We start from the raw sequence: 25,250 nt of genomic DNA, 5'->3' as shown, positions 1-25,250 counted from the left end.
GACGATCGATTGCGTTGTTAATTGGTGGCTTATGTTGGAAAAGTCGGCTGAGCGAGCTTCGTTCCGCCACTCTCAACTCGCCGCCCTGCACAATCACTTAAGCGATGGAGGCACCATGTCGCCTGTCGACCCGTCCAACGGCGTCACGGGTTTCGCCCACACCCGTAGAGGTCTGCTCAAGGGGGTGGGCGCCGCTGGGCTGACAGTGGCCGCGGGAGGGCTCCTGTCGGCCTGCGGGGACGACGACGATTCGAGCGGGGGGAAGAAGTCGTCGGGCCCGGTGGCGGGCAGCACGGTCACCTTCGGCTCGAACTACTCCGACCCGGCGACGAAGAAGGCGTTCGCCGCGCTGACGGCCTCGGCGACGGCGTCGACCAAGGCGAAGATCAAGATCAACACCGTTGACCACAACACCTTCCAGCAGAACATCACGAGTTACCTGCAAGGCACCCCCGACGACCTCTTCACGTGGTTCGCCGGGTACCGCATGCAGTACTTCGCGGCCCAGGGGCTCGCCGCCCAGCTCGACGACGTGTGGGAGAAGATCGGCGGCAACTTCGGCTCCGTCGCCAAGGACCTCTCCACGGGCCTCGACGGCCACCAGTACTTCGTGCCGCTCTACCAGTACCCGTGGGTCGTCTTCTACCGGAAGAGCCTGTTCAAGAAGAACGGCTACACCGTCCCCACCACGTGGGACGCCTACCTGGCGCTGTGCGGGAAGATGAAGAAGGACGGGCTCATCCCCGTCGCCTTCGGCGACAAGGACGGCTGGCCGGCCCTCGGCACCTTCGACATCCTCAACATGCGCATCAACGGGCACGAGTTCCACAGCAAGCTGATGAAGCACGAGATCCCGTGGACGGACCAGGGGGTGCGCACGGTCTTCCAGCACTGGGCCGAGATGATGCCGTACGTGCAGAGCGGCGCCAACGGCCGGATCTGGCAGGACGCGGCCAAGGCGCTGGAGGGCCGCAAGGCCGGGATGATGTTCCAGGGCACCAACCAGGTCGCGGCCCAGTGGGTCAGCGACAAGGAGGACCTGGACGACCTGGACTTCTTCCCCTTCCCCGCGATCAACGCGAAGTGGGGCCAGCAGTTCATGGACGCCCCCGCGGACGGCTTCATGCTCAGCAAGAAGGCGAAGAACCCCTCGGCGGCGAAGGCCGTCCTGGAGTACATCGGCTCGGGCGAGGCGGAGGCCGAGTACCTCAAGAGCGACCAGTGGGACGTGGGCCTCGCGAACGGCCTCAAGGTGCCCTCGTACAACGCGATCCAGAAGAAGTCCGTCGAGGAGATCGCCAAGTGCAAGGCGGTCGGGCAGTTCATGGACCGCGACGCCGACCCGGCGATGGCCACCGCGATGATCTCCGTCATCCAGAAGTTCATCGACGATCCCAGCAGCGGCAACATCACGACGTTGCAGAAGAGCGCCGAATCGCAGGCGAAGGCGATCTACACGGGATGAGCACGCTCACACGTACGCGCCGGGCGCCGACCCCGCCCGGCGCCCCCGCCACCGGGCGCAAGCGGCGGCGGCTGCGACACCTCAGCACCGGCGACCGGGTCGTGGCCGGGCTGCTGCTCGGCATCCCGCTCCTGCTCAGCCTCGCCTTCGTGTGGTTCCCCGCCCTCGGCACCATCGCGCTGTCCTTCTTCCGGTGGAACGGCGTCGGCGATCTGCACACGAAGGCGTGCGACCCGGCACTGCCCACGGTCCTCAACAACGGTTGTGTCACCGGTTTCCAGAACTACCACCAGGCCGCCACGAACTCGCCGGAGTTCTGGCCCGCCGTCCAGCACAACCTGATCTGGCTCGCGGTCTTCGTCGTCATCGCGACGCCGCTCGGAATGCTCTTCGCCGTCGTGATCGACCGGGGCATCGCGGGCAGCCGCATGTACCAGAGCATCCTGTTCCTGCCCGTCATGCTGTCGCTCGCGCTCATCGGCATCATCTGGGAGTTCGTGTACTCGCAGAACTACGGCGTGATCAACACGCTCATCGGGCGGTCCGGGGACAGCAACGCCATCGACTGGCTCGGCAACCCGCACCTCAACCTGTGGGCCGTCCTCCTGGAGGCGACCTGGCGCCAGGCCGGTTACGTGATGGTCCTGTACCTGGCGGGCCTGAAGGCCGTGGACCCGAGCCTGCGCGAGGCCGCCCGCATCGACGGGGCGAACCCCTGGCAGACGTTCTGGCGGGTCGTGTTCCCGACGATGCGGCCGATCAACATCGTCATCATGGTCATCACGGTCATCGAGTCCCTGCGCGCCTTCGACCTCGTGTACATCACGAACAAGGGCATCAACGGCCTGGAGCTCCTCTCGGTCCTCGTGACGTCGAACATCGTCGGCGAGACCCAGCGGGTCGGCTTCGGGTCCGCGCTCGGTGTCGTCCTCCTGCTGATCTCCCTCGTCCCGATCTGTCTCTTCCTTCGCCAGTCCTTCCGCAAGGAGGAAACACCGTGAGTACGCAGACGGCGCCCGCGCCCGCCGTACGGGGCGGCGCCGGCCCCGCCGCCCCGGGGGGCAGGAGGCCCCGCCCGCGGGGTCAGGTCCTCTCGCAGGTCTTCCTCGTCTGCGCGTCGGTGCTGTGGCTGCTGCCGATCCTCTTCGCGCTCTACGTCGCGGTCCGCCCGTACTCGGACACGCGCAAGCACGGCTACGTGTCCCTGCCGCACAGCCTGACCCTGAGCAACTTCTCCGACGCCTGGTCCCAGGCGAACATGGGCCGGTTCTTCTGGAACTCGGCGCTGATCACGATCCCCGCGGTCGTCATCGTGCTCGTCCTGGCCTCGGGTGCCGCCTTCGTGCTCACCCGGGTCAACGTCAAGGTCAACGTCGCGCTGCTCATCGTGTTCACGGCCGGGAACCTGCTGCCGCAGCAGGTGATCATCACGCCGCTGTTCCGGATGTACCTGAAGATCCCGCTGCCCCACTTCCTCGCGGACAGCGGCCTGATGTACAACTCGGCCTTCGGCCTCATCGTCATCAACGTGGCCTTCCAGCTGGGTTTCTGCGTCTTCGTGCTGAGCAACTACATGAAGTCGGTGCCCGGCGAGATGTACGAGGCGGCCCTCGTGGACGGGGCGGGGCTGTGGACCCGCTTCTGGCGGCTCACGGTGCCGCTGTGCCGCCCGGCCCTCGCCGCGCTCGCCACGCTGCTGACGACGTGGATCTACAACGACTTCTTCTGGGCCATCACGCTGATGTCCTCCGGCGACAAGCGTCCGGTCACCTCGGCGCTCGCCAATCTCCAGGGGCAGTTCGTGACGAACCAGAACCTCATCGCGGCGGGCGCCATGATCGCCGCGATCCCGACCCTGGTCGTCTACGTCCTGCTCCAGAAGCAGTTCATCTCGGGTCTCTCGCTCGGGGCGAGCAAGGGCTGAGCGGACACGTGTCGTGGGCGGGGGCCGGAGCGTACGCGCTCCGGCCCCCGCCCTGTGCCAGGTCTCAGCGGGCTGTCACTGCCAGACCTTCACGTAGTCGATGCTCATCTTCTGCGGCAGCCGCGTACTGGCGTCGGGACCGCCGGGCCAGTCACCGCCCACGGCGTTGTTGAGGATGATGAAGAAGTCGTGGTCGAAGACCCAGGGACCGCGCGTGGCTTCGAGGGTGGCCTTGTCGACCGTGTGCATGACCTGCCCGTCCACGCGGAAGGTCATGCCCTTGCTGTTCCAGTCGACGGTGAAGGTGTGGAAGCCGGCGGCGAAGTCGGCGCCCCCGGGCAGGGTGTAGGGCGAGCCGAAGCCGTTGGCGCCGTTGTAGGCGGGCGCGTGCAGGGTCGAGTACGTCGTGCCCGGCTCCTTGCCGACGTGTTCCATGATGTCGATCTCACCGGTGTACGGCCACGGCCTGCCCTGGTCGAAGTAGTCCGCGCCCAGCATCCAGAAGGCGGGCCACAGGCCCTGCGTCCCGGACACCTTGATGCGCGCCTCGACCCGGCCGTAGGTGAACTTGAACTTCCCGTACGTGTTGAGGCGGGCCGAGGTGTACTGGCACGTGCCGCTCCCGGTCAGCGGGTCACGCGGGCACGCGGAGCCGGGGGTCTCCTCCTTGCGCGCTTCGAGGACGAGGTTGCCCGCGCCGTCGAGCGCGGCGTTCTTGTTGTTGGTGTAGTACTCCAGCTCGTTGTTGGGACCGGGGCCGGTCTCCGGTACCCACTTGCTCGCGTCGGGCGCGCGTCCCGCCGGGCCGTCGAAGTCGTCGTTGAAGACGAGCTTCGAGTAGTCCGGGTCGGCCGGGAGCGGCGGCGGCGTGGTGGGCGCGCCGCCGGTGCCCCAGACCTGGAACTCCCAGAGCGAGTAGCCGTACTGGCCGGAGCGCTGCGTGCCGTACACGCGCACGTGGCGGCCCGTGGTGTCGAGGTCGATGGTCTCCTTGAAGCCCTTGCCCGTCGTGGTCTGGTAGACGGTGCGCCAGGCGGTGCCGTTGTCCGAGACGTCGATGCGGTACGACTTCGCGTAGGCGGGGTCCCACTGGAGGACGACGCGGTGGATCGCCGCGTTCGCGCCGAGGTCCACGGCGATCCAGCCGGGATCGGTCCAGCCGCCCTCGGGGCTCGTGGCCCAGCGGCTCGCGGGGTCGCGGTCGAACGCCTTGTCGGGGCCGCACAGCCAGCAGGTGCCGTCGTTCTGCGAGGTCGAGGCGGTGCCCTGCTTCCCGTACGAGAGCAGGACGTCGCCGCCGGGCTGCGGACCGCCCCCGCCACCGGCCGAGTAGACCTGGAACTCCCAGAGCGAGTAGCCGTACTGGGTGGCGCGCTGGGTGCCGAGGAGGCGGACGTAGCGGCCCGTGCCGGAGACGTCGAGCGTCTCGTTGCCGCCGGTGCCGCCCGTCGTGGTGTGGATCGTCGTCCACTGCTGGCCGTTGGCCGAGACCTGGATCTGGTAGCCCTTGGCGTAGGCGGCTTCCCAGCGCAGCACGACCTGGCCGATGGCCGTGCTGCCGCCCAGGTCGACCTGGAGCCACTGGTTGTCGCTGAACTCGCTGGACCAGCGGGTGCCGTTGTCACCGTCGACGGCGGACGCGGCGGTGAAGGGGCCCTCCTGGCTGGAGGCGGTGGCGGGCTTGCCCTGGGAGACGAGTACGGGGGCGGCGGCGACGGCCCGCCCGGGCGCGGTCACCACCGCGAGCGAGAACAGGAGCGTCACGGCGGCGAACACGGCGAGGAGCCCCCGGGGAGGGGTTCTTCGGCGGCCGAGGGTGCGGCTTCGGGTGCGGGTGGTCATGCGAACTCCTCAACGGGAGACGGAGGTTGGGCCGAGAGAGCACTCCCTCCGCTGGGGGAGACTCGCGGCGGCGGTTGCGCCCGTCAAGAGAGCTGACCAATCGATTCAAAAAGCGACGCCGGTTTGGCCGAATCCCGAGCGGAACGGCCGGTTGCCGCGGCATCCGGTTCGAGAGATGAAGGATCTCGCCATCTCGCCCCTCCGCCGCGCACACCTCTTGACGCCAGGCGGATGGGCGCTCCATCATCCTGCTCACCGAGAGAGCACTCCCCCACTTCCGCGCCGCGAGCCCTTCGAGGCCGCCCTCCCTCCGCGCCCTCCCCCGCCCCCGCCCGCGCGATCCCGCGCCCACGCCATGGCTTCGCGCCCACGCCGCGACCTCGCGCTCGCGCGCCCCCACGCCCGTGCGCGCGGGCCCGCGCCCCCGGTCCCGCGCTCGCGCGCGACGGTGAACCCCCGGCCGACAGGGAGCGGACACAAGCCACCCGGAGGCGGAAGAATTCCCGGCGTCTGAGTTGTGGTCATTAAGTTCTGAGCTTTTCCTGAGCCAAGTCCGACCACATTTGCCGGTTTTCAAACCTAAAGAGCCGTTACCGAAAGTGGTACAACGCACCTAGTCTCCTCTCCGGAAGCGCTCCTCACCGCCCCCGCCTCATCCTTTTGAGTGAGTCTTTGGAGCAGACCCATGGGCCACGTTCCCCCGGATGCACACACCGCTTCACCGCCCGCCGAACGGCACCGTGCCCGGCTCCTGCGCTATGCACGCCTGCACGCCTCCGGCGACTTCCATCGCGCCGAGGACATCGTGCAGGAGACGATGCTGCGCGCCTGGCTGACCCTCGACGAGCTGGACCGCCAGGGCGATCAGCGTCTCCAGGCGTGGCTGTACCGCGTCGCGCGCAACCTCGCGATCGACGCGCACCGCCGCGACCGGGCCGTCCCCGTCGGCCTCGTACCCGAGGAACCGGCGCACCACGGCGGCGAGGCCGAACTCGCCGACGTTGTGGCGACCCGTCAGGTGCTGTACGAGGCGCTGTCACACCTGTCCCACGAGCACCGCGAGGTGCTCGTCCACATCCATCTGCGGGACCGCAGCCGCGCGGAGACCGCGCGCGTGACCGGAGTGCCCCAGGGCACGGTCAAGTCCCGCAACCACTACGCGCTCGAAGCCTTGCGCCGATCCCTCCCTGCCGCGTGAGGGGCGGCGATCTGTGAACAGGAACACCGATCCCTTCGACTGGTTCCGCGCCCACGCGGACGCCATCTTCCGCTGGCTCGGCATCATCGGGCTGCTCGTCCTGATCTTCGTCCTGCTGCGCTGGTGGGCGATGCGCTGGGGCGGCTGGCGACGCTGGGCGGCCCGGCTGCGGCGCGAGGGCGCGCTCACCGTCGCCGCCTTCACCGAGCCGGTCCGCTCCCTGATCCGCCACCGCCGCGCGCTGCGCGCGCTCGTCACGAGCCTCGGCGATCCCGGCACGTGGCGGGACGCCGAACTCGCGCTGGCCGCCGCCGCGCGCGACCCCGAGGCGGGCGGACGCCCGTACGCCGCCCTCGTCGGACCCGAGACCGTCACGGTGCTGCTCGCCGGGCTCGGCTCGCCCGAGCCGTGGACCTCGGCGCGTACCGCGCTGCCGCTCGTCGCGGTGCGCACGGCCGAGGAGCGGCCGCTCGTCGTGGCGCTCGGCGCGCAGCGCGCGGACGGCGCACCGGCGTGCGTCTTCCTCGACCTCACCGTCGGCCCGCCCGTGCTGAGCGTGGACGGCGACGAGCGGGCCTCGCGTGCTTTGCTCCAGGCCCTCGCCGCCCAGCTCGACGCCCGGCTGCCCGCCGGCCTGGTCACGGTCGCCGAGGGCGTGCACCCGGGCCACGCGGGCCCTGCCGTGCGCACCGCCTACCGCGAGGCCCGCGACACACCGCGGCGCCTCGGTCTCGCGCCCGTCCTGGTCGCCGCCGAGCTGCCCGATCCGCTGCCGCCGGAGATGGCGGCGGCGCCGGACGGCGCGCCCGGGGTGCGGACCCTCGTCCTGGGGGAGGCGCGCGCGTACGCCTGGCGGTTGTTCACCGACCGGTACGGCAGGGTCGCCGTCACCGGCACCCCGCTGCTGCCGCGCTGCGACGGCCTCGGCCGTGCCGTGGTGCGCACGCTGGACAACCTGCCGCCCGTGCTGCCGCCCGCCTCGGCCGTCGAGAGCGCCGCCGACCTCGTCGAGGAGAGCGAGGTCCGCGAGCCGGAGCCGGCCCACGACGCGACCGAGGAGGAGGCGAGCCCGGCCGCCCACGCCGGAGTCGCCGCCCGCCCCCTGCCCACTCCCGCGCGGCCCGACGAGGGCGCGACGCGGACCAGTTCGTGAAACGGACCACCACCCCGTGAAACTCGCTGTCAGCACCATCGCACCCGACGCAGGGCGGACCGATCATCTGCTCGACCTGCCGGAGAGCGCGACCGTCGCCGAACTCGGCACCGCACTCGGCGCGGAACGGCTGTACCTCGGTGAGCGACTCGTCAGCCCCGAGCTGCGCGTGGGGTCCGCGGGCATCCGTGCCGGGGCCGTACTCGGGCTCGGCACCCCCGTCCCCGCGGCGACCGCGACGCGCGCGTGGCAGCCGCCGCCGCGCGATCCCGTCCTCGTCGAGGTCCGCCACGTCGGCGGTCCCGGCGCCGGGCGGACCTGGCTGCTCGGCCCCGGCAGCCACGAGGTCGGGACCGATCGTGGCTGCGCGCTGCGCCTGGAGGGCGGTGGGGCGCCCGCGCGCGGCACGTGGATCACGGTCGGCATGGACGGCGCGCTCGCCTTCCGGCTCCCCGCCGACGCGGACGAAGCCCGCGACGGGCTGCGCAGTCTCACCCCGCCGCCGCCCGTGGACCCCGAGACCGGCACCCCGCTCACCACCGAGGAACCGGCCGGCCCGGTGGACGGCGGGCCCGGCGGCCACTCCCCCGCCCCGGCGGAGCCCGGCCCCGACGGGCTGCCCGCCGAGCCCGCCCCGCACCCCGCCACCGAGCGGCCCGCTCCCGACGACGGCTCGCGGGAGTGGCCCTGCCACGCCGATCTGGCCCTCGGCGACCACCTGCTGCGCCAGGCCGATCCCTTCGACGCGGACGCGGCGGTCAATCCCTCGCGCGACGGTTTCGCCGTCGAGTACAACCGGCCGCCCCGCATCGCGCCGCACCTGGACACCGAGTCGATCCGGATGCAGGGCCCGCCGGGCGAGCGGAAGAACCGCCCCTTCCCGTTCATCATGATGATGGCGCCGCTCGTCATGGGCCTCGTGATGATGAGCCTCTTCCGCACCTTCTACTTCGTCATCTTCATCTTCTTCACGCCGATGATGGCGATCGGCAACTGGCTCACGGGCCGCCGCTCGGGGCGCAAGCAGCAGGAGGAGGCGCTGCGGATCTACCGGCTGCGGCGCGCCGCGCTGGAGCGGGAGGTACGCCAGGCGACGGTCGAGGAGCGCGAACTGCGCAACGACACCTTCCCCGACCCGGCGACGGTGCTGCTGCACGCCAAGGGGCCCGGCACCCTGCTGTGGCAGCGGCGGCGCCGCGACCCGGACTTCCTGACGCTGCGGCTCGGCACCGTGACGCGGCCCTCGCTCAAGCGGATCGAGGACCACGCGCGCGAGACGAACCACCGGGCGGTCCACTGGCGGCTCGCGGACGTGCCGTACGGCCTGGAGATGACGGACCAGGGCGTGGTCGGCCTCTCGGGTCCCGGCCGGGCGCCGCGTGACCTGGCGTGCTGGGCGGTGGCTCAGGCGGCGGTCCTGCACAGCCCCCGCGATCTGCGGATCGTCGTCCTCACGACGAAGGAGCACGCGGAGTCGTGGAACTGGGTGCGCTGGCTGCCGCACCTGGACTCCGGGCGGCCGGGTTCGCCGGTCGCGATCGGCAACGACCCGGAGAGCACCGCGCACCGGGTCAACGAGCTGATCTCCGATATCCAGAACCGCGTGGCGGCCAGGTCCTCCTCGGCTCTCGCGCACACGTTGCTGCGCGAGCCGGACATCCTCGTGGTCCTCGACGGGGCGCGGCGGCTGCGCGATGTACCGGGCATGGTCCAGGTGCTTACGCAGGGGCCGGGTGTGCGGGTCTTCGGGCTCTGCGTGGACGAGCGGGAGCGGCTGCTGCCGGAGGAGTGCACGGCGGTCGTCGTCGCGGAGGGCAACCGGCTCTCGGTGCGCAGTTCGGGGGTGCCGAAGGTCGAGGACGTCCGGGCCGACCTCGTCGACGCCGCGTGGTGCGAGGAAGTGGCGCGCGCGGTGGCCCCGGTGCGGGACGTGACGGTCGACAGCGACTCGGGGCTGCCCCCGCAGGTGCGGTTGCTGCCGCTGCTCGGCCAGGAACCACCGGACCCGGCGGCGCTGGCCGGGGCCTGGGAGCGCCGTCCCGCGTCGACGACGTTCGTCCTGGGCGCCGGGTACGAGGGGCCGTTGCGGCTCGACCTGGTGCGGGACGGGCCGCACATGCTGATCGGCGGCACGACAGGGGCGGGCAAGTCGGAGCTGCTCCAGACGATGATCGCCTCGCTCGCCGCCGTGAACCGCCCCGACGAACTCACCTTCGTCCTCGTGGACTACAAGGGCGGCAGCGCCTTCCGCGAGTGCGCGGAGCTGCCGCACACGCTCGGCATGATCACCGACCTCGACGGGCACCTCGTGCAGCGCGCGCTCGCCTCGCTCGACGCGGAGCTGAAGCGGCGCGAGCGGCTGCTCGCCGAGGTGGCGGCGAAGGACCACACGGAGTACCGGGCGAAGCGGGCGCGGGAGCCGGAGCTGGCGCCGTTGCCGCGCCTCGTCCTGGTGATCGACGAGTTCGCGACGCTCGTGCGGGAGCTGCCGGAATTCGTGCCGGGGCTCATCAGTCTGGCGCAGCGCGGGCGTTCGCTCGGTCTGCACCTGGTGCTCGCGACGCAGCGCCCCGGTGGCGCGGTGAGCAACGAGATCCGCGCCAACACCAACCTGCGGGTCGCGCTGCGCGTCACGGACCGGGCCGAGAGCCAGGACATCATCAACGCGACGGACGCGGTGAGCATCTCCTCCGCGAGTCCCGGGCGGGCGCTCGTGCGGCGCGGCGCGGACGCCCCGACGCCCTTCCAGACGGCGTGGGCGGGCGCGGAGCGCGACACGGGCTCGGGGGTCTCGGCCGGTCCCGCGCGTCCGGTGCGGGAGGTCGAGCTGGCCTGGCACCGGCTCGGGCGTCCGGCCGAGTGGGGCGAGGAGGAGGAGCACGAGTGGGCGTCGGCGCCCGAGGAGGAGCCGGTCACGGACCTGCGGGTGCTCGTGGAGGCGATCGGGCGGGCGACGGAGTCGCTCGACGACTTCACGCCGCAGCCGAGTCCGTGGCTGGAGCCGCTGGAGGACCGGGTACGGGCCGAGGACCTGCCGCCCGTGCCGAAGCCGGCGCCGGGGGCGCTGCCGGCGGTGCCGTACGCCCTGCTCGACCTGCCGCAGTCGCAGGAGCGCCGCCTCGGCGTCATCGACTTCGCGAGCTTCGGGCACCTCTACGTCATCGGCTCGCCGCGCTCCGGGCGCACGCAGGTGCTGCGGACGATCGCAGGCTCGGCGGCGCTCGCGATCGGTACGGCGGACCTGCACATCTACGGGATCGACGCCTCCGGCGGCGGCCTGTCGGTCCTGGAGTCGCTGCCGCACTGCGGCGCGGTCGTCTCGCGGCACGACGCGGAGCGCCTGGAACGGCTCATCACGCGCCTCGGCCGGGAGCTGACGGAGCGCCAGCGTCTGATCGCCCAGCACAACGCGGCCGATCTCGCCGACGTGCGCGCCAAGGTCGGCAAGGACCGGCGGCCCGCACGGCTGCTGCTCCTGATCGACGGGTGGGACGCGCTCGGCTCGATGCTCGACGACTACGACGGCGGGCGCGTCTACGCGGACGTCGTCCGGTTGCTGCGCGAGGGCGCGGCGGCGGGCATCCACGTGATCGCGACCTCGGAGCGGGTCCTGCTCGGCGGACGGCTCGCGGCGCACAACGACCGCCGGTTGCTGCTGCGGCAGGCGGACCCGGGGGACTACCACGTGGCGGGGATGCCGCGCAACAAGGTGCCCGCGCACATCCCGCCGGGCCGGGGCTGGCTCGCGCCGGAGGGCATCGAGGCGCAGATCGCGCTGCTCCCCTCCGAGGGCGGGGACCAGGCGGAGGCGGTACGGGAGATCGGCAAGCGCACCACGGCGCGCGATGCCGCCCTGCCGGCCTCGCGGCGTCCCTTCCCGGTCAGGGAACTGCCCTCGGTGGTGGGCTTCCAGGAGGCGATGGACCAGGTACCGGCCGGGGAGCGGGCCCCGCTGCGGGCGCTGCTCGGGATCGGCGGGGACTCGGGCGAGCCGCTGAGCTTCGACTTCGCGACGGGCGGCGGGGCGTTCATGGTCGCGGGCCCGCCGCGGACGGGCCGCAGCACGACGCTGGCTTCGATGGCCGTCTCGCTGCTCCTGGGCGGCACCCAGCTCGTCGTCCTCACCCCGCGCGACTCGCAGTTGCGTCAGCTCGCGGCGCACGACCTCGCGAAGGTGTTCGCGGAGCCCGACCCGTCGGCGGACGCGGTCGCGCGAGCGCTGGAGGAGGTGGAGGGCCGGCCTGTCGTCGTGGTCGTGGACGACGCGGACCTCATGCTCAACTGCAAGGCGGACAAGGTGCTGCGGCAGGTGGCCTCCTCGGGCCGCGACCGGGGGCAGGGGCTGCTCCTGTCGGGGCTGCCGGAGTCGATGAGCTCGCTCGGCTGGGTGGGCATCGCACGGCGTGCCCGGCGCGGCATCCTCCTCGGCCCGAAGAGCATCGGAGAGGGCGACCTCATCGGCGCGCGCATCTCGGCGGAGCAGGTGCGCACACCGCTCGTGACGGGCCGGGGCTGGACGGCGAGCGCGGCGGGGGCGGCGATCACGGTGCAGGTGCCGCTGACGGTGCTCGGCTCGTAGGACGGACGGGGGCGGGGCGCGCGGCCCGGGGAGGATTCCCGGCGCCGTGCGCCCCGCTCGTCGTGCGGCCTCGCGTTCCCGGTCGTCCCAGCCGTCCCCAGCCGTTCGCACGCTCTCCCGCGTGCTCCGCACGTACGAAGGCCCCGCCTCCCGGTCCGGGTGGCGGGGCCTTCGTGGCCCGGGCGGCGGGGCCGCGGGGGTCAGCCCTCGTTGCCGCTCTGGGCGTTCTTGACTCCGGTGGCGATGTCGCCGTCGGAGTCGGCGATCGCCTTCGCGATGTCGTTGAAGGTGTTCGCGTACTCCTGGATGTTCTTGGCGGACGTCTTCATCTGGTTGCTGAAGTCGTGGTACGCCTCCTGGAGGGCGGGGCTCGCCTTCTCGAAGACGAGGCCGTCCTGGAGCAGACCGCTCACCGTGGTCTCCAGGTCGCCCAGCTCGGTCGAGATGTCGCTGAGCTTGGTGCCCATCGTGGTGGCGACGCGGGCGATCTCGTCGTAATCGAAAAGGACATCGGGCTGCGCCATGGTGCTGTTCTCCTCGCGGATCGGTGAAGGGGGCGGGGGCACGGGGCCCCGGGGGGCTTACTGGCCGCTGCTGTTGACCTTCTCGGCGATGTCGTGGTCCATGTCCTTCACCGAGTTCATGATCTGGCGGAACTGCTCGGCGTAGCCCTTGATGCTGTCCGTGGCCTCCTTGAGGGAGGTCGTGAACTTCTCGTACTGCGTCTGGAGGGCGGGGCTGGACTGGGTGAGGACGAGGGAGGTGTCGAGGAGGTTGTCGACCTCGGTCTTCGCCTCGTCCATGCGGGGCACGAGGGTCTGCTCGACGCTCGTGTCCAGGAGGTTGGACACTCGCTCGATCTCGGCGTACGAGAGGCTGATGTTGGCGGGCACGGGGGTGTCCTTTCTGTCGGGGGCAGGGGTCCCGGGCGTCCGGCCCGGGCCTGGTCGGTGGGGACGGGGTCAGTCGTCGTCCTCGGGTTCGGGCCAGTCCTCGTCCGGGCCGCCGCGCGTCACGGTGGTGACCTCGCCGTCCTGGTCGGTGGTGGTCATGGTCCCGGAGCCGTCCTCGTTGATGACGACCTTGGTGGAGGTCTTCGAGCCGTCCGCGTACGTCGTCTCCATCGTGTAGTCGCGGGCGTCGTAGCGGTCGCCGTCGGAGGTCTCGTGGTACTCGGGCGCGGAGTCGTACGTCGTCACCGAGGTGTAGGACTGGCCGTCGGGCGTCGTGATGGTGGAGCTCTCCTTCATCACGTTGTAGTCGTCGTCCACCTCGACCTCGACCGACACCTTGCCGTGCTCGTCCTCGTACGAGTACGACAGCGGCGGATCGTCCGCGGGCTTGGGCGGCGCGTCCCCGGGGTCGTCGGGCGCGTCGTCGTCATCGATCCAGGTGTCGCAGAAGTCCGGCGCGTCGTCGGCGCGGCACAGCTCGCCCATGTTCGCGTCGGGGTGCTCGGCGAAGTAGTCGGAGGCGCCGATCTTCTCCAGGTAGTCGTCCCACGCCGTCTTGTCGTCCTGCCACTGCTCGTACGCCTCCTTCTGGTTCTTCCAGTCGTCGAGGCCGAGGCTCTGGCTCATGAGCCCGGCGGCGGAGGAGAGCTGCGCGTCGGCGTTGAAGAAGGTGTCCGAGACGCCCGAGAAGGTGTCGGCGAGCTGGCCGAGTCCGTCCTTGGCGTCCTTGGTGCGGGAGGCGGAGTACGAGTAGAAGAGGTTGAACGCGTACGAGAGGTCGGAGCTGCCGAGCACCGCCTTGCGTTCGGAGCTGCTCGACTCGCCGACCTCCTTGAAGGCCCCGGTCGCGCCACCGCTGCCGGCCGCGTCCGCCAGCTCGTGCATCTTCTTCTGCACGATGTGCAGGTTCGAGTAGTCGATGGAGAAGTCGGGCACCCCGTACCTCCCTGGTCCCTCGGTGGCCCGGTGCTCCGGACCGGCTGTCCGCTGTGTCCACGCACGGGCCCCTCGAAAGGTTCATCCGGTGCCCGGAATCCGGGCTGAACCTTTTGGCGCTCCCGTGCGTGGACAGGTCAGCGGCCCCTCGCGGCCGGTGACCGACAGGCCGGATGGCAGCCCGGACCGGGCCGTCGTGGAAGGAGCGCGCCCCATGCCCCGCCCCTCCGACTGGAGCGCGCTCGGACTCGGCGGCGACCCGACCCCGGGCGACGCGGACCGCATCGACGAGGTCATCTCCTCGCAGGAGAACCTCGTCTCGCTCGCCGACACGATCGACGACGGCCTGACCTCGGTGCTCAACACGACGGACGGCATCTTCGTCGGGGAGACGGCCGACGCGCTGCGCAAGAAGATCGACGGGGACCTCCGCAAGTACGTCTCCTCGTTCCGGCAGGCGCACAAGGACGTGCAGGGCGCGCTGCGCACGTACGTCGACGTCATGCGGACGCAGCAGAAGCGCGCCGACGACGCGCTGAGCGCGGCCGCGGCCCTGGACGAGGACGACGACGCGGGCCGCGAGGAGCAGAAGGGGATCGCGGAGGACGCGAAGAGCCAGCTGGAGACGGCGGCGAGCACCGCGTCGGACACGATCACCGACGCCGCGTACAGCATCGCCTCGCCGATCGACGAGTGCGAGGAGTTCTGGAAGGCGCTGGGCTGGCTCGCGCTCATCCTGATCATCCCGGCGATGATCGTGGGCGGTCCGCTCGCGCTCTTCGCGATCGGCCTGAACGTCGCGCTGCTCATCAAGACGGCGATCGACTTCTCTCAGGGCAAGGCGAGCATCACCGACCTCGTGCTCTCGATCATCGGGGTGATCGCGCCGACGACGAAGGGCATCCGTCTCGGCGACCTGTGGAAGGGGCTCAAGGGCTTGGGGGCGGGCGCCTTCAAGGGGGCGGGCAACCTCTTCTCGGGCGCCAACTCGCTGGGCTCACTTGCCCGGCTCGGGCTCGGCTTCGACGACGTGTTCGCCGCCTCGGGCAACTGGCTGCGCGGCCTCAAGGGGCTCAACGGGCTGAAGATCAGCGGCGCGGGGCTGCACTTCATGCCCGGCGCCAAGGGCTTCACGATGGGGATCAACGGCATCCGCGACATCAAGCTGGTGCCCGCGGTCAGCGGCCTGACGGTCATCAACCTCGCCGGCGCGAAGACGTTCTTCGCGATGAAGACGGTGATCGGCGGCCTCAACGGCATCCGCGCCCTTGGCACGTCGCTGGTCAACACGACGGTCAACGGGCTGCGCGGGACGAACTCGCTGCGGCTGCTCCTGCCGGTCGCCGCGGACGAGCTGGGGCACGGCGTGCTCTTCGCGCTGAAGATCGGTGTCATCGACCGCGGTGTCTTCGGCCTCTACCGGTACGGGGCCTTCGCGGGCGGGCAGTTCATCGGCGCCGCGAGCAAGATCTCCGGGGGTGTCGCGCACGGTCTGCAACTGGCCCCGCCGACGGGCGGCTTCGGCTCCTTCGCGCACGTCAACCTCTCGGGATTCACGCCGACCCCGCCGACCGGCATCGGCGGCGGCTTCACCTCGGTCCACGGGCTCACCGGGGCCTCGGCGATCGGCGGCATCAACACGAGCGCCTTCCACGGCCTCGGCTCGACGATCAACTCCTCGGTCCCGGCGCTCGGCGCGAGGGTCGTCGACGTCCCGACGATCTCCACCCTCTCCGGCGTCAACGCCGTGCACATCCCCACCCTCGGCCCGATGAACGCGGTGTCCGCGCCGGGCATCGGCGCGACGCACATCCCTGGCGGGGTCACGGACGTGGGGCAGGTCGCGGCGCACGGGGTGGACGTGCCGCACCTCGGGGCGGGTGTGGGCCGCGTCGAGACGCCCGCGCTCGGCGGGCTCGGCCAGGTGCACACCCCTCAGCTCGGCTCCGTCGCCGTCCCCGCCCCCACGCAGGGGCACATCGCGGCGCCCGGCCAGATCAACGCCCCGGCCGTCCACCAGATCAACGTGCCCTCGCTCGGCTCGGTGTCGCAGGGCTCGGTCGTCGGGAAGCTGGACGCGCCCCCCGTGGGCGCCCGCGTCAGCGACCTGCCGTCCGTGAACGTGGGCGTCACCCACGTCAACCTGCCCACCACCGGGCACGTGTCGGTGCCCGCGCTCGGCAACGGCTCGGAGGTCTCGCTGCCGTCCGTGGGGCGGGTGGACATCGCGGCCGTGGGCCGGGGCACGGAGATCAACGCGCCCACCGTGAGCCGCGTCGACGTACCCTCGACCGGCGCCTCCGCCCCGGTCACCGCACCGCCGGTCGGGCACGTCGACATCCCCGCCGTCGGCGCGACGTCCGCCTCCGCCCCGCCGGTCGCGCACGTGGACGCCCCCGCCGTCCGTACCGGCGACACCACGGTGCCCCCGGCGGCGCAGGTCCACTCCCCCACGGTCCACCAGCCGGGGCAGACGCAGGTCCAGGCCCCGGCGACGTCCGGGCACGTGACGGCGGTCCCCGGGGGCGGGCAGGTCACGGTGCCGCCGCTGTCCTCGGGTGCCGGGGCGGGCGACGGCGTGAACGGCCTCGGCCACCTCAACGGCTCGGTCACGGGTATCGACGCGAAGCCCACGGCGATGCCCGCGACGACCGGCGGGCTCGCGCTGCCCGGCAGCGGCTCGCTCATCGCCGACCTGGGCAAGGGCGGGCTGATCGACCTCTCGGCGCTCGCCCAGCGCACGATCCGCGTCAACATGGTGCACGCGGTCCAGTACGACCTCCAGCACACCTTCCGCAACATGGACGAACTGCTGCCGGGAGTCGTCGTGGACGTGCGCCCGGGCACCGGTGCCGCGCGCGCCGACGTCACCGTGTCCCACACCGGCGGCCTCAGCGGGGTGACGGCCCACCACGTCCACGAGGGTGGCCGGGACATCCTGCGGATCGAGCGGACCCTCGGCGACGGCACCATGCACCGCTGGAACTACCACCTGGAGGCGTCCAGCGGCTACCCACAGATCGGCGCTATGGAGGTCGTCCCGGCCGGCACGCGCGGCAGCGGCGACGTCGAACTGACGGCACTGCCCGGCGGTTCGCACCATCCGCCCGCCGCCTCCACCTCGGCCGCCGTGCCCGTCCCGGCCCCGGCCCCGCTCACCCGGACGCTCGACGTGCCGGGCGTCAACGGGGTGCAACTGCACGTGACCCACGACGGCATGGGCGGCATCGCGCACGCCACGGTCGCGGTGCCACCCGGCGGCGGGGCGTGGACGGCGACGGTGCGGGCCGGGGATGCCCCGGGGACGCCCGGTGTCGTCCACATCGAGCAGCGGGTGAACGCGGTCGAGGTCCGGCACATGGACCTGTCCCCGCAGGACGGCGGGGGCCTGCGGGTGCTCTCCGACGAACGGTTCGTGACGCTCTCGGGCGGGCAGTTCACCGGGGCCGTGGTCGTGCTCGACTCCTCCCGGAACGTCGTGCGCCACGTGCCCGCGCCGGGTGCCACGGCGCCGGGCGTGACCCCGGGGATGGTCGGGCACGAGATACGGATGCCCTCGGGCAGCGGCTTCCAGCTCTACGACCCGGCGACGGGCCTGCCGACGCGCTCCGGGCTGCGGCTCGGCGACGGGGCGGGCGGCGAGATCCACGTGCTGCCGAGCGGGAACGGGCAGCAACTCGGCTTCACCGGCCCGGACGGGGCCCCGGCGCCCGCGCCGCAGGCGCAGGTCACCGCGCAGGCGGGCGGCGGCTTCCGCGTCCAGTACGGCGAGAGCCACGTCGTCGTGGACGCGACCGGCGCCCGTACGCACACGGTCGTACCGCTCGGCGGCACCAACGACTTCGTGCTCACCCCCGCCGGGGGCGGCGGCCACACGCTGGTGGACGCGGCGGGGGCGGCCCACGCGCGGCCCGTCACCGCGCACGGCACGGACTTCCACGTACCGGACGGGACCAACCCGCGGCTCACGCACGTGTACGACGCGCACGGCGCGCCGACGCACGACCTGCTCTCCGTCCAGCACCCGGGCTTCGCGGGCCGCGACCTGCGCCTTCCCACCGACGGCACACCTCCCACCCTCCACGGAGCCACCGTCACCCCGCAGACAGGCGGCGGCTTCCGCGTCGACGACCCGACCAACGGCCACCACATCGTCGTCGGCCCGCAGGGCACGCACACCCACGACGCCGTCCCCCTCGGCACCACCGGCGACCTCGCCCTCCGCCCCACCGGGCCCGGCCCCGCCCCCGTCACCCGCGTCGACCTCAACGGCGCCGCACGCGGCCCGATCACCACCCACGGCACCGACTTCCACGTCCCCGCCGGAACCCCGGGGCGCCACCACGTCTACGACGCCACCGGCACCCACACCCACGACACCCTCGCCCTCGGCCACCCCGGCTTCACCGGCCGCGACCTGCGCCTTCCCACCGACGGGACACCCCCCACCCTCCACGGAGCCACCGTCACCCCGCAGACCGGCGGCGGCTTCCGCATCGACGACCCGACCAACGGCCACCACATCGTCATCGGCCCGCAGGGCACGCACACCCACGACGCCGTCCCCCTCGGCACCACCGGCGACCTCGCCCTCCGCCCCACCGGGCCCGGCCCCGTCACCCGCGTCGACCTCAACGGCGCCGCACGCGGCCCGATCACCCCCCACGGCACCGACTTCCACGTACCGGACGGGACCAACCCGCACCTCACCCACGTGTACGACGGCACGGGCACGCCCACCCACGACCTGCTCGCGCTCCACGGCCACCCGCACCTCAACGGCCCGCTGCGCACCGACCCGGCGGGCGGAAACCCGTCCCTCGGGGCCGGCGACACCGTCGTGCGGCAGGACGGCGGGAGCTTCCGGGTCGAGGCGGGCGGCAACCACGCGGTCTTCGACGGGCGGGGCGCCCACACCCATGACGTGGTGCGGCTCGGCAACGCCGACGAGTACTCGCACATGCCGGTGGGCGGCGGCGCGCCACGCGTCGTGGACGCGGGCGGCACACCCGTACCGCACGCCACCGTCGTCACCCGTGCCGATGGGCACTTCGTCGCCGCCGGCACGGGCGGCAAGGTGCTGTACCGGCCCAACGGCACGGTGCACACCCAGGTCGGCCACGTCCTCGGCAGCGGGGAAGGCGTCCGCGCGTACCCGGGCGGGCACCTGGAGCTGTACAGCCGCGACATGAACCCCGTCGCCGACGTGACCGTCACCGCCAGGCCGGGCGGCGGCCACCGGGTCACCGGGGCCGATGGCCACGTGCGGCTCTTCGGCCCGGCGGGAGCCCACGAGTACACGATCACGCCGCCCGGCGCGGGCGCGCACACCTTCCGCGTCACCGACCACGCGGGCGGCGGGCACTTCGACGTCGCGCAGCTCACGGACGGTGTCGGCACCCGTTTCGTACGGACGGACACCCACGTCCTGCTCGACGGCGACATGGCACCCGTACCGATGGGCACGCACACCCTCACGCACCAGGCGGACGGCAACTACCGCCTGACGTTCAACGGCGGCGGGCGCGCGAACGAGTACGACCTCTACAACGGCAACGGACAGCTCTTCGAGCAGCGGATCAACGTCTTCGACAAGGGCACGCTCAAGAACGACCAGTTCCTCAAGGTGACCCACCCCACGGACGGCGTGACGAAGCCGAGCTGGGAGCGGGTGCGGCTCGACGGGACGGGACAGCCGGTCGCCGCTCCGGCGATCAAGAAGTGGTACGACGCGGGCACCGTGGACACGAAGGGGCTCGGCAACGGCCGGATCAAGCTGACGACGCACTCGGGCGTCGAGCTGATGGAGCGCAGGCCGCTGCCGAACGGGCACGTCCTGGACGGCTACCACTCGGCGGCGGGCGTCGGCTCCTTCGGCCGCTTCAACCAGCGCGGAGTGTGGACCGAGTTCGACGGCACCGGCACGGTCGTCGGCTCGGGCACGCGGCACTGGGGCGAGAGCGGGCGCAGCTGGTTCGACGTCACGGGGCACACCGGCACGCGCGTGCGGCACTACCAGGAGCTGCCGGACGGCGGGCACGTCCTCGCGGATGTCGGCCACCGGCCCTTCTCGCAGAGTTTCTCCGGTGACACCCGCTGGACCCGCTTTGACAGCGAGTTCAAGAAGGTCGCCGAGGGCGACCGCACGTGGGGCCCGGGCCGCGGCTTCACGGACCGCCTGCCCCACCCGAAGACCGGTGAGCAGGTCGTGGCGCAGGAGAAGTTCGGCCGTTTCAACTGGTCCGTGGACGATGTGCGGCGCCTGAACCAGATGGAGTTCGGCGCGGACGGGGTGCCGAAGAAGGACTACACGTCGTGGTCCGCGCACGGCAAGGAGAACGGCCGGGGCGTGACGCTGAAGGACGGCGGTTTCCTGGACAGCGCGCGCTTCTCCGAGCAGCGCCCGCCGCGCGCCTTCCGCTGGATCATGAGCTCCGAGTACCGGGCGGCGAACCTGGACGGCGTGCCCTGGCTCGCCAAGGACGGCCGGCTCCAGATGCACACGTGGACCGAGACCGGCGCGGGCGGCGGCGTCACGCACGGCGTGCGCTTCGTCAGCAACAACGGCACGATCACGGACATCAGCAGGGCGGGCGACCTCGTCCGCGAGACGCGCAAGCCGCTCGACGGCAAGGCCGTGACCACCGGCGACGTCGCGATGCCGGACGGGGTCGCGAAGCAGAACGGCTACCTGCCGTGGAAGCAGGGCGACGACGGCCTCAAGGGCCACCGCACCTACCAGGCGACCGACTTCGACACCACACACCTGCCGACGGGGGTCAACGCGGGCGACATCCGCTGGCAGGAGCGCTTCACCGACGACCTGGCCGACGGGAACTGGTACACCCCGAACGCGGGCAAGCAGTGGCACGTGGCCCGGATGGGTCTCGCCGACGGCTCCGTCGTGGACTTCCGTCCCCCGCCCGGCGCCACCGGGCGTGCGGGCCGGATGGACGCCGGCAGCGATTGGACGCGGTACGACCACCACGGCCTCGTCATCTCCCGCCAGGACACCTTCCCCGACCCGGCGGGCGGCGCGAACGGCATCCGGATCACCTCGCAGGGGATGCTCGACGGCACGGTGCGCTGGAGCGACGGGACGCCCGGCGGTGGCGGCATCCGCACGCTCAACCACCACCGGGGCGAGGTCACGCCGTGGGGCTGGGACCGTGAGAGCTTCCAGGACTTCGACGCGGCGGGCGCGCTCGTGCGTGACCACAGGCTGCTCGCGGACGGCACGGTGGTCGACGCCTGGAAGAACCCGCGGACGAACACCTGGCACTGGAACAAGACCGGGGCGGACGGGGAGATCAAGGGCTTCGGCAACGGCGTGGGCGACCGCGTGCGGCAGTGGTTCGACGGGAACGGCACCCAGCTCCCCAACTTCCGGCCCGGCGCCGTCTTCAAGGACTTCGACAACAACGCGGGCCACATCGTGCAGGAGATCCCGACCCGCCCGGCGAACACCCCGCACTTCCAGGACTCGCCCTACCGGGTCCGCGAATACGTACAGACCCCGGGCGGCGCCCACAACCCGCACGTGTGGAAGGAGTACGACAACGGCATCGAGCTGGGCCGCAAGACCGAACTGCCGGACGGCAGCTTCCTGGAGAGCGAGGACTGGCACAAGCAGTGGCGCCGCTTCGGCGCGGACGGCGCGAGCCTGATCGACGAGCGGACCATCCCCGGATACGTGTGGCACCGCGACACCTTCGGCCGCACCTCGCTGACGGGCCGCGAGACCAACTTCACGGGCATCCTCTCCGAGTACCGCGGCTTCAACCGCATGTGGCGCGAGCCCAACCGCTGGGAGTGGGGCCACACCGCGGGCGGCGTCAGCACGTACACGTCGTTCCCGTACAAGGCCGGGCAGGCGCTCGCCGTCGACCTGATCCAGGAGTGGCTGCTCGACTTCGGTATGAACCTGGCGGTGTACGGCATCGTCGCGGCGGCCACGGGCACGCCGTTCGGCTGGAACGAGGTCGGCAAGGCCGCGTTCGGCGCGACGGTCGGCGCGGGCGTCAAGGGGGCCTTCTCGCTCGGGCACTACGCGACGTTCCGGGGCGGGCCGTGGAAGACGGGCCTCAGCCAGGTCGACCAGGGAAACCCGTACGCGCGGCGCCCCAACGACGACTCGTGGACGGCGGAGTTCGCGGGCAACGAGAAGGTCACGCGCTGGCGTTCGGGTACCTACGACTGGGGTGTGGGCCTCATGACCGGCGCGGTCTCGGGCTTCATCTCCTCCGCCGCGAACTCCGCCATCTTCGGGGTCAGGGACGCCAACGGCGACATCGTGCACCTGCACGGCAGCGACGCGCTGCTCGCCGGCGCGGTCGGCATGGCGAGCGGGGTCGCGGGCGCGGTGAGCCTCGGCGCGGCCCGGACGGCGATGATCCAGAGCTTCGGCGGGCGCTTCTACCACCGGGGCGGCGTCTTCGACACCTTCGTCGTGGCGGGTCTCGGCAAGTTCATCGACAAGTCGTTCGCAAACCTGTACCTTTTCTCGGCCTTGCAGAAGCAGGTCTTCCCGGGCCACGACTTCTACACGGGCGAGCAGAGCAACGAGCAGAACGGGGGGCCGCAGTGACGGCCGTCAGAGTCGGCCCGCGGGGCCGCGGGGTCCACCGTACGATCGCCGCAGCGCTCGCCGCGGCCCCGGCGGGGACGACGGTGCTGGTCGCCCCGGGCACGTACGTGGAGAGCCTCGTCCTGTCGCGCCGGGTCACCGTCGAGGCGGAGAGCGGCGCGGGTTCGGTGCGGCTGCGCGCGGCGCACGGGGTCCCCGTGACGGTGACCGCGCCCGGGTGCGTGCTGCGCGAGCTGCACCTGGCCGGTTCCGATCCCGACCAGCCCGTGGTGCGGGTCGAGGACGCGGCGGGGCTGACGGCCGAGCGCTGCGAGCTGACGGGCGGCCGGGTCGAGGTGCTCGGCTCGGCGTCGGGGGCGTCGGCGGCGGCGAACGCGCGGCTGGGCGCGGAGGACACGCTGCGGGGCGAGGTGGCGGACCCGGTCGACGGGGGCGGCGTGCTCGTGCTCGACAGGACGCGGCTCAGCGGTGCGCGCGGCGCGGCGCTGCACCTCGTGGGCGACGCGCGGGCGCGGGCGGTGGACACGGAGATCTCCGAGGTCGACGGGATCGGCGCGGTCGTCTCGGGGCAGGCCGTCCTGATCGCCGAGCGCCTGCGGGTGCGGGACACCTCGGGCTCGGGTGCGCGCGCCAAGGGCGCGGGCAGGTTCCTCGCCCGCGGGAGCGTCTTCAGTGGGACGGGGCGGCACGGGGTGCTGGTCGAGGAGGACGGTGCCGTCGAACTGACGGACTGCCGGGTGGAGGAGAGCGGGCGGAGCGGGGTACGGCTCGCGCACCGCGGTCGCGCCGCCCTGCGCGAGACGCGGATCAGTGGCCCGCGCGAGCACGGCGTGCGGGCCGACGACCAGGGCGGTGTCTCGCTGCGGGACTGCCAGGTGGTGCGTCCCGGCGGGCACGGGATCAGCGCGGCGGGGGCGAGCAGCGTGCGCGTCACGGACGCGCTCCTCGCGGAGGCGCACGGGAGCGGGCTCGCGCTCGCGGGACAGGCGCGGGCGGTGCTCGAAGGGCTGCGGGTGCGCGGCGCGGGCGAGCACGGACTGCGGGTGTCGGGAGCGGCGGGCGCCGAGGTGACCGACTCCTCCGTCGCGGGGGCGCGGTTGTGCGCCGTGCACGGCGACGAGGAGGCGCGTCTCGACCTCACCGGTCTGCGCGCGGTCGGCGCGGAGACGGGGCTGCGGCTGCGTTCGGCCGCCGAGGAGGAGTCGCGGGTGCGCGCGTGCGTCTTCACCGGGCAGGGGCGCAGCGGCGTCGAGATCGGCGCGGGAACCGCGGTGTCGCTCACCGAGGTGCGGGTGAGCGGCGCCGGGGGCGCGGGCGTGACCGTGGACGCGGGCGGACGGCTGACCATGACGGGCGGCACGGTCGCGGGCGCGGCCGGCAGTGGTCTCGTCCTGGAGCGGGAGGCGACGGCCGAGGTGCGCGGGGTGCGCTTCGAGGACTGCGGCAAGAACGGCGTCCTCGTCGGCGAGCAGGTCAGCGGCACGTTCGCCCACTGCGACGTGTCGGGCACGACGTTCCCCGCCCTGCACGTCGGCAAGGGGGCGCGCGTACGGTTCCTCGGCTGCCGGGTCTTCGACAGCGCGCAGGACGTCGGTCTGGCGGACGGCGCGGAGCCGGAGTTCGAGGACTGCGCGGCGGTACGGGTCCGCACGGCGTCGCTGCCGAGCCTGTCGGACCGTACCCGGCCGCCCGCCGCGCCCGCGTACGTCGCGGGGTCCGGGGGCGACTCGCGGGCACCGGATCAGGCCACCCCGGAGGGGGAGGGCGTGCTGTGGGACCAGGGCGAGCCGGCGCCGGAGCCCGAGAGCCTGGAGGACCTGCTCGCCGAGCTGGACGAACTGGTCGGCCTCGACGGCGTCAAGCGCGACGTCAACGGCATGGTCAAGCTCATGCAGACGGTGCGGATGCGCGAGGAGGCGGGGCTGCCCGCTCCCCCGCTGAGCAGGCACCTCGTCTTCGCGGGCAACCCCGGCACGGGCAAGACGACCGTGGCCCGGCTCTACGGCAGGCTGCTGCACGGCCTCGGGCTGCTGTCGCGCGGTCACCTCGTGGAGGTGGACCGCAGTTCCCTCGTCGGCGAGTACGTCGGTCACACGGGCCCGAAGACGACGGAGGCCTTCCTGCGGGCGCGCGGCGGGGTGCTCTTCATCGACGAGGCGTACGCGCTCGCCCCGGCGGGCGCCGGCAACGACTTCGGGACGGAGGCCATCGCCACGCTCGTCAAGCTCATGGAGGACCACCGGGACGAGGTCGTCGTGATCGCGGCGGGTTATCCCGGGGACATGGACCGCTTCGTCTCCTCCAACCCCGGGCTCTCCTCCCGGTTCAGCCGGACGCTGCTCTTCGCCGACTACAGCTCGGAGGAACTGGTCAGCATCGTGGAGCACCACGCGCAGCGGCACCGGTACGAACTGACGGAGGCGGCGCGCCGGGCGCTCACCGCGCACGTCGGGACGATCCCGCGCGACGCGGGCTTCGGCAACGGCCGCACGGCCCGGCAGCTCTTCCAGGCGATGACGGAACGGCAGGCGATGCGCGTCGCCGAACTGACGTCCCCCGATTCCGCCCAGCTCATGCAGCTCGACGAGCACGACCTGCTCTGACCGACCCCTC

12 protein-coding genes are annotated in these 25,250 nt (G+C 72.2%); 8 read left to right on the top strand and 4 right to left on the bottom strand.

Annotated features, from left to right (window positions below):
- Positions 1-205 precede the first annotated feature (205 nt).
- From ACIP4O_RS16845 to ACIP4O_RS16835, 3 genes are read left to right on the top strand one after another with little or no spacing between them, the layout of a single operon-like run.
- Entirely contained in the window at positions 206-1,465 is a 1,260-nt protein-coding gene (locus ACIP4O_RS16845; RefSeq protein ID WP_401575499.1) for an ABC transporter substrate-binding protein, read from the top strand.
- Entirely contained in the window at positions 1,462-2,466 is a 1,005-nt protein-coding gene (locus ACIP4O_RS16840) for a carbohydrate ABC transporter permease (RefSeq protein WP_401575208.1), read from the top strand. The genes ACIP4O_RS16845 and ACIP4O_RS16840 overlap by 4 nt, the downstream gene beginning before the upstream one ends.
- Entirely contained in the window at positions 2,463-3,389 is a 927-nt protein-coding gene (locus ACIP4O_RS16835) for a carbohydrate ABC transporter permease (RefSeq protein ID WP_401575207.1), read from the top strand. Before ACIP4O_RS16840 ends, ACIP4O_RS16835 begins: the two co-directional genes overlap by 4 nt.
- 75 nt (positions 3,390-3,464) lie before the next feature.
- On the opposite strand, the gene ACIP4O_RS16830 is transcribed toward ACIP4O_RS16835, so the two are convergent.
- Positions 3,465-5,231 (bottom strand): discoidin domain-containing protein, encoded by a 1,767-nt coding sequence (locus tag ACIP4O_RS16830; RefSeq protein ID WP_401575206.1) that lies wholly within the window; start codon positions 5,229-5,231, stop codon positions 3,465-3,467.
- A 685-nt stretch (positions 5,232-5,916) separates the two neighbouring features.
- Here ACIP4O_RS16830 and ACIP4O_RS16825 point away from each other — a divergent pair.
- The 3 genes from ACIP4O_RS16825 to ACIP4O_RS16815 are packed head-to-tail and all read left to right on the top strand — an operon-like array spanning position 5,917 to position 12,161.
- Positions 5,917-6,429 carry a sigma-70 family RNA polymerase sigma factor gene (locus tag ACIP4O_RS16825; RefSeq protein WP_401575205.1) on the top strand — a complete coding sequence of 171 codons (513 nt, stop codon included), beginning with the start codon at positions 5,917-5,919 and terminating at the stop codon, positions 6,427-6,429.
- A 13-nt stretch (positions 6,430-6,442) separates the two neighbouring features.
- Positions 6,443-7,582 carry a hypothetical protein gene (locus ACIP4O_RS16820; RefSeq protein WP_401575203.1) on the top strand — a complete coding sequence of 380 codons (1,140 nt, stop codon included), beginning with the start codon at positions 6,443-6,445 and terminating at the stop codon, positions 7,580-7,582.
- A 16-nt stretch (positions 7,583-7,598) separates the two neighbouring features.
- Entirely contained in the window at positions 7,599-12,161 is a 4,563-nt protein-coding gene (locus ACIP4O_RS16815) for an FtsK/SpoIIIE domain-containing protein (RefSeq protein WP_401575202.1), read from the top strand.
- 200 nt (positions 12,162-12,361) lie between these two features.
- Here ACIP4O_RS16815 and ACIP4O_RS16810 read toward each other — a convergent pair whose 3' ends face one another.
- From ACIP4O_RS16810 to ACIP4O_RS16800, 3 genes are all read right to left on the bottom strand, one after another.
- Entirely contained in the window at positions 12,362-12,685 is a 324-nt protein-coding gene (locus ACIP4O_RS16810; RefSeq protein WP_401575201.1) for a hypothetical protein, read from the bottom strand.
- Between the two features lie 57 nt (positions 12,686-12,742).
- Entirely contained in the window at positions 12,743-13,054 is a 312-nt protein-coding gene (locus ACIP4O_RS16805; protein WP_008749402.1) for a hypothetical protein, read from the bottom strand.
- A 69-nt stretch (positions 13,055-13,123) separates the two neighbouring features.
- Positions 13,124-14,050, bottom strand: coding sequence for a serine/arginine repetitive matrix protein 2 (locus ACIP4O_RS16800; protein ID WP_401575200.1), 927 nt, complete (start codon positions 14,048-14,050; stop codon positions 13,124-13,126).
- Positions 14,051-14,264: 214 nt separating this feature from the next.
- On the opposite strand from ACIP4O_RS16800, the gene ACIP4O_RS16795 reads away from it, so the two are divergent.
- Together ACIP4O_RS16795 and ACIP4O_RS16790 are read left to right on the top strand one after the other, a co-directional pair.
- On the top strand, positions 14,265-22,637 hold the full coding sequence (locus ACIP4O_RS16795) for a hypothetical protein (RefSeq protein WP_401575199.1): 8,373 nt from the start codon (positions 14,265-14,267) through the stop codon (positions 22,635-22,637).
- A complete protein-coding gene (locus tag ACIP4O_RS16790) occupies positions 22,634-25,240 on the top strand; it encodes a right-handed parallel beta-helix repeat-containing protein (protein ID WP_401575198.1) in 2,607 nt (868 codons plus the stop codon). The genes ACIP4O_RS16795 and ACIP4O_RS16790 overlap by 4 nt, the downstream gene beginning before the upstream one ends.
- Positions 25,241-25,250: the final 10 nt, after the last annotated feature.

This window comes from Streptomyces sp. NPDC088923, from assembly GCF_044749745.1.
Lineage (GTDB): Bacteria > Actinomycetota > Actinomycetes > Streptomycetales > Streptomycetaceae > Streptomyces.
This window is presented reverse-complemented; position numbering and strand designations above follow the sequence as displayed.